The organism is Hyphomicrobium sp., from assembly GCF_036833075.1.
Classification (GTDB): domain Bacteria; phylum Pseudomonadota; class Alphaproteobacteria; order Rhizobiales; family Hyphomicrobiaceae; genus Hyphomicrobium_C.
The window spans coordinates 1-5279 of sequence record NZ_DAITQL010000144.1; the positions used below are offsets into that span (position 1 = coordinate 1).

At 63.3% G+C, this 5279-nt stretch carries 6 protein-coding genes and 1 pseudogene; 6 read left to right on the forward strand and 1 reads right to left on the reverse strand.

Annotated elements, in window-relative coordinates; translation table 11 throughout:
• The 6 genes and pseudogenes from V7082_RS21285 to V7082_RS21670 form a co-directional block, all read left to right on the forward strand.
• A pseudogene (locus tag V7082_RS21285) lies at nucleotides 1–238 on the forward strand (P-type conjugative transfer protein TrbL); the annotation flags it as partial.
• Nucleotides 239–253: 15 nt separating this feature from the next.
• The gene (gene trbF / locus V7082_RS21290) at nucleotides 254–952 is read left to right on the forward strand and encodes a conjugal transfer protein TrbF (RefSeq protein ID WP_334151677.1); all 699 of its coding nucleotides are present in this window, start codon (nucleotides 254–256) and stop codon (nucleotides 950–952) included.
• The gene (gene trbG, locus V7082_RS21295; RefSeq protein WP_334151678.1) at nucleotides 949–1947 is read left to right on the forward strand and encodes a P-type conjugative transfer protein TrbG; all 999 of its coding nucleotides are present in this window, start codon (nucleotides 949–951) and stop codon (nucleotides 1945–1947) included. Before trbF ends, trbG begins: the two co-directional genes overlap by 4 nt.
• A complete protein-coding gene (locus V7082_RS21300) occupies nucleotides 1944–3209 on the forward strand; it encodes a TrbI/VirB10 family protein (RefSeq protein ID WP_334151680.1) in 1266 nt (421 codons plus the stop codon). Before trbG ends, V7082_RS21300 begins: the two co-directional genes overlap by 4 nt.
• Nucleotides 3210–3262: 53 nt before the next feature.
• Complete coding sequence (locus tag V7082_RS21305) at nucleotides 3263–3586, forward strand: DUF736 domain-containing protein (protein WP_334151682.1); 324 nt, start codon at nucleotides 3263–3265, stop codon at nucleotides 3584–3586.
• 27 nt (nucleotides 3587–3613) lie between these two features.
• On the forward strand, nucleotides 3614–3832 hold the full coding sequence (locus V7082_RS21670) for a helix-turn-helix transcriptional regulator (protein ID WP_442909838.1): 219 nt from the start codon (nucleotides 3614–3616) through the stop codon (nucleotides 3830–3832).
• On the opposite strand, the gene V7082_RS21310 is transcribed toward V7082_RS21670, so the two are convergent.
• Entirely contained in the window at nucleotides 3797–5053 is a 1257-nt protein-coding gene (locus V7082_RS21310) for a tyrosine-type recombinase/integrase (RefSeq protein WP_334151684.1), read from the reverse strand. The genes V7082_RS21670 and V7082_RS21310 overlap by 36 nt on opposite strands.
• Between the last annotated feature and the right edge of the window lie 226 nt (nucleotides 5054–5279).

Genomic DNA, 5279 nt, shown 5'->3' on the forward strand with positions numbered 1-5279 from the left:
CCGGCAGGGCGCCGCGCAAGGATACCGCGATGCCGCCCCCCGGTCGGGCTCCGACAGCTCTGGTCATGGCGGAGACGCGGCCGCAACTAGCGCCGCTGCGTCCGGCCCACCCGTCTGGGCACAAAGCCTCGCCCGCCGGCAGCGCATGACCCAAGCCGGTCTCATGGCGGCACAGGCCCTTCGCGATGGCGACCGCCCGGCAAGCGGCGGCGGCCCCGATCTCAAGAACAAGAGCTAGAAGGAGGCGTCGACCATGGTGTTCAAGCGATCGGCCTTGCGCTACGGCGAGACACCGGAGCCGGTCACGCCCTATCAGAAGGCGGCCCAGGCCTGGGACGAGCGGATCGGCAGCGCCCGCGTCCAGGCCCACAACTGGCGCCTGATGGCGCTCGGCAATCTGGGCATGTCGCTGCTGTTGGCAGGCATCCTGTTCTGGATGGGCCGTACGAGCGGCGTCGTCCCCTATGTCGTCGAGGTCGACTCCCGTGGCGGCGCCCGCACCGTTGGCCCTGCCGACGAGAGCTACAAGCCCAGCGACGCGCAGATCGCCTATCACCTGGCGCGCTTCGTCGACAATGTCCGCGCACTCTCGATCGATCCCGTGGTCGTGCGACAGAACTGGCTCAAGGCCTACGACTTCGTCACCGATAGGGCGGCGGTCACGCTCAACGAATATGCCCGCGACAACGATCCCTTCGCTCGCATCGGCCGCCAGACCGTAGCCGTCGAGGTGATGAGCGTCGTGCGGGCCTCCGACACCTCGTTCCAGGTGCGGTGGACCGAGCGCACCTTCGAGGGCGGCGCCCTCAAGGACACCAAGCGCCTGACCGGCCTCTTCTCCATCGCGCTCACCCCACCAAGGACAGTCGATGCCGTGCGGAAGAACCCGCTCGGCATCTACGTGCACGCCTTCAACTGGTCGCAGGACGTCACCACCGGAGAGTCCAAATGAGTACCCACCGCACCCTCGTCGCCCTCATCATGACATCGAGCGGGCTCGGCGCCTGCGCCACCAACATCAAGGTGCCCGAGATCCCGATCTTCGACGCTCCCGCGATGGCGGCCGCCCGCGAGCCGGATCCAAAGCTGCCGGTCCGCTACGTCGAGGTCCCGACGCCGCTTCCTCTTCCCGGCCAGCTCAAGCCTATCGGCAAGGACTCCGGTAAGAAGAAAGATGCGCGGTCGCCGGCGGACCGTGTCACCGGAGCCAACGAGGCCGCGCGCCTCGAGCCAGTCAAGGACGGCTACATCAATGCCATCCAGGTCTATCCCTATACCAAAGGCGCGCTCTATCAGCTCTACGCCGCCGTCAACCAGGTAACGGACATCGCGCTCGAGGCCGGCGAGAAGCTGGTCTCGGTCTCGGCCGGAGACACTGTGCGGTGGGTCGTCGGCGACACGAGCAGCGGCGACGGCAAGGACGCTCAGGTCCATATCCTGGTGAAGCCGGTTGGCGCCGACCTCGAGACCAACCTCGTCATCACCACGGATCGACGCACCTATCATCTCGAGATGCGTTCCTCCGAGGCAACGTACATGGCCTCGGTGTCGTGGACTTATCCCGCCGCCGAACTCGTCTCCCTGCGCAAGCAGAGCGAGGAAGCCGCCTTCGCCGTGGCCGCAATCGCCGACGGCGGCATCAACATCGACGAGTTGCGCTTCCGCTATCGCATCGAAGGCGATGCGCCGTGGAAACCGCGACAGGTATTCGACGACGGCAACAAGGTCTATATCCAGTTCCCATCCGGCATATCCAAGAGCGAAGCCCCGCCGCTGTTCATCATCGGCCCCGACGGCAAGTCGGCACTCGTCAACTACCGCGTCCGCGGCACCACCTACATCGTCGACAGGCTGTTCGCCGCTGCAGAGCTGAGGCTTGGCACGGAGCCGCAACGGGTGGTTCGCATTGTCCGCACGGACGCGATCTGGCGGGAGACGCGCTCATGAGCGAGACCGAGCAGAGTCAAGAGCCGAAAGAGAAGAAGGCTGCGCCGGAGACGCTGGAATTGCGCGCACGCCCGCAGCCGGTGACGCGCATCAACCGCAAGGTGCTGATCGGCGGCGCAGCCGTGTTCCTGATGCTGCTCTCCGGCATCGTGCTCGTTGCCTTGAAGCCACCAAGCCTCAAGATCGCAGAGCGGCAGGAGCTGATCAACGTCGAGAACAAGCCGATCACCGACGGGCTTAGCAAACTACCGGCCACCTACGAAGGCCTGCAGCCGGCCAGCACCGCGCCCCAGAGCACGCCGCCGGCTGCGCCCAAGCTTATCCTGCCCGACACCGGCCTGCCGCTCGACGATGCTGAGAGCGCGGAGAAAGCACGCCTTGTTCGCATGGCCGGGCAGGCCCGGGAATCGCAGGTGTTCTTCCGCTTGCAGCTCAAACAGCTGCCCCAGAACTCGACGTTGAGCGATGAGCAATCCGAACCGACGCCACGCTCGAGCGCGACCACAGCCGATGGGGGCCTCGCCACGCACGCCCTGCCGCGCGCCACGGAGCGGGCGCAAGCTCTCGCAACCGGCGACCTCGAGTACGCAGGCACCGATGCAACCGATGCCACGCGTAAGCTCGCGTTCCTCAAGTCGGGAGCGGAAAAAGACATCTACAATCCGCACGGTTTGCAGACGCCGGCCTCGCCCTTTCAGTTGATGGCCGGAACCGTGATTGCCGCGAGCCTCGTCACCGGGCTTAACTCCGATCTGCCCGGCTTCGTCACCGCCCAGGTGACAGAGAACACCTACGACACTGTCTCCGGCCGATTTCTCCTGATCCCCCAAGGGGCGAGACTGATCGGCAAGTACGACAACGTCGTCGCCTTCGGCCAGGAACGCGCGCTCGTCGTCTGGCAGCGCATCATCCTCCCCGATGGCAGCTCAGTGGTCATCGACAATCTCCCCGCGACCGATACCGGCGGTTATGCGGGCCTAGCCGACGAAGTGGATCTGCACACCTGGAAGCTCCTCAAAGGCGTGGCGCTGGCCACCGTGCTCGGCGTCGGCAGCGAGCTCGCCTTCGGCTCATCCGACAGCGATCTCATCCGCGCCCTGCAGCTCTCGACGCAGACGACCACGAATCGCGCCGGCCAGCGGCTCATCGAGCGCAATCTCAACGTCCCGCCGACCATCACCGTGCGTCCTGGCTGGCCGCTCCGTGTCATCGTCCACAAGGACATTGTTCTCAGACCCTACCGCGCCGGCTCTGCCAACTGATCAGAGCCATAGGCCATCGAGTTGGACGCATATCGCAAAGGAGCTCAGGCACCATGCCAGTCATAGGAACCTTCTCAGCCGTCAAGGACGGATACGCAGGCACGATCCGCACGCTCATGATCAACGCCAAAGTGCTGATCATGGCCAACGACCGCAAGGAAGGAGACAGCGGTCCTGATTTCCGCATCACGACCGGTACCAACGAGATCGGCGTCGCCTGGCGGCGCAAGCGCAACGGAACTGAAGAGACCTACTTGCGCATCAAGATCGATGACCCGACACTGCCCCATCCGATCTGGGGCGCGCTGATCGAAGGTGGAGACGAAGGTGTCGCGCGCCTGCTTTGGCGACGTGATCGAAGGGAGGAAGCGCAGTGAAGATGTTGAATTGACCTGGATATTCGCATGCAGCTTCCGGACAAATCGCGTGAGGACCGTCTCCTCTCCATCGGCGAATTGCAGAAGCTCATGAATGTGAGCAGACCAACCATCTACCGCTGGATCGCCACCGAGGGCTTCCCTCAATCCGTAGCTTTGGGTCCCCAGGTTCGCCGCTGGTGGAAGAGCGAGGTCGAGCACTGGATCGCGTCACGCCGCGTTTCGGAATCGCCGGCTCGACAGTAGTGCCGCTGCAGGCGGCAGGCCCTCCAGAAGCAAATCGGCCCATTCTTGCGCGATCTCTTTACGGAGCTCCAAGTGCTCAGCGCGGTTGTACGCCGCCTCTACATTGTCCTTCGGTACGTGCGCCAACATCATGTCGATGGCTTTGGTATCCGCAGGACGCCTCTCGTTCATGATCGTCGAGAACGTGGCTCGCCACCCGTGCGGGACGTGACGGCCCTGGAAGCCGGCGCGTTTCAGCAGGTACCCGAGCGCGTTTTCGCTCATCGGCCGATGGAACCACCGATCGTTCGGAAACACATAGGGGCTCATTGAGGAAAGCTTTTTCAGCGCCTCAATGACCTCCAGGGCTTGGCGCGACATGGGCACCGGATGATCGCGCGCCTCATCTTCCTTGTAGTGCAAACGCAGCTTCATGCGTTGCGCCGGTACCGTCCAGAGCCAATGGTCGGCGTTGAGATCCTTTAGTTCATCCCAAGGACAGGTCGCCACGACGCCCGGCCGCACGACTGTCAGAGCCAGAAAGCGATGCGCCAGCTTCGTGGTCGCACTTCCCGCAATGGCCTCGGCAGCTCGCAGCACCTCCCTCGCGTCCTCGAGCTTGCGCATCGCTGGGAAGCGCCGCCTCTTCGCCGGCGACAGTACCTTTCCCATTGCGGCAGCCGGGTCGCGATCTACCCGCCCGGTCGCCATCGCGTAGCAATACACAGCCGAGATGCGCTGTCTCACACGATGGGCAGTCTCCACGGCGGGTCGTTTCTGGATCCTCTGCAAGACCTCCCAGATTGCCGAGGGCTCCAACAACCGAATCGGCATGTTCCCGATGTAGGGGAAGACGTGGAACTCCAAGCTCTCGATAACGTCAGAGGCGTGATGCGGCACCCAGCCTGATTTCTGGGATTGGTGCCATTCGCGCGCGAGAACCTCGAAGGTTTCGTTGGCTTCTTTGAGGTCTTCCATCTGCTGCAGCTTCTTGACGACTGCTGGATCCTTTTTCTCCCGCAGAAGCAGCCGCGCCTCATCCCGCTTTCCTCTCGCCGTCACCAGCGACATGGCCGGGTACTCGCCGAACGTTAGGACCCGCTCCCTACCTTGCCACTCGTAGCGGCATCGCCAGAACTTCCTTCCCGTCGGCATGACATGAACGTAGAGGCCACCGCTGTCGGTCAGCTTGTAGGCCTTGGCCTGGCGAACCGCCTTCTTGACTGCTGTATCCGTCAACATCTCTGCACCTCAGCCGTTACCCGGTTTTTGACCGGGCGTTACCCGGTTTTTACCCGGAAAATCGCAAGCTTGGCTGTCACCAAGCTTGTGCGGATGAGACAGATAATGTCAATGAATCTAGGAGCTTAGCTTACAGGAAGAGACAGCTCGTAACAGCCTGAAACTGGGTGGTTGGCGGAGACGAGGGGATTCGAACCCCTGATACCCTTTGGGGGTATAACGATTT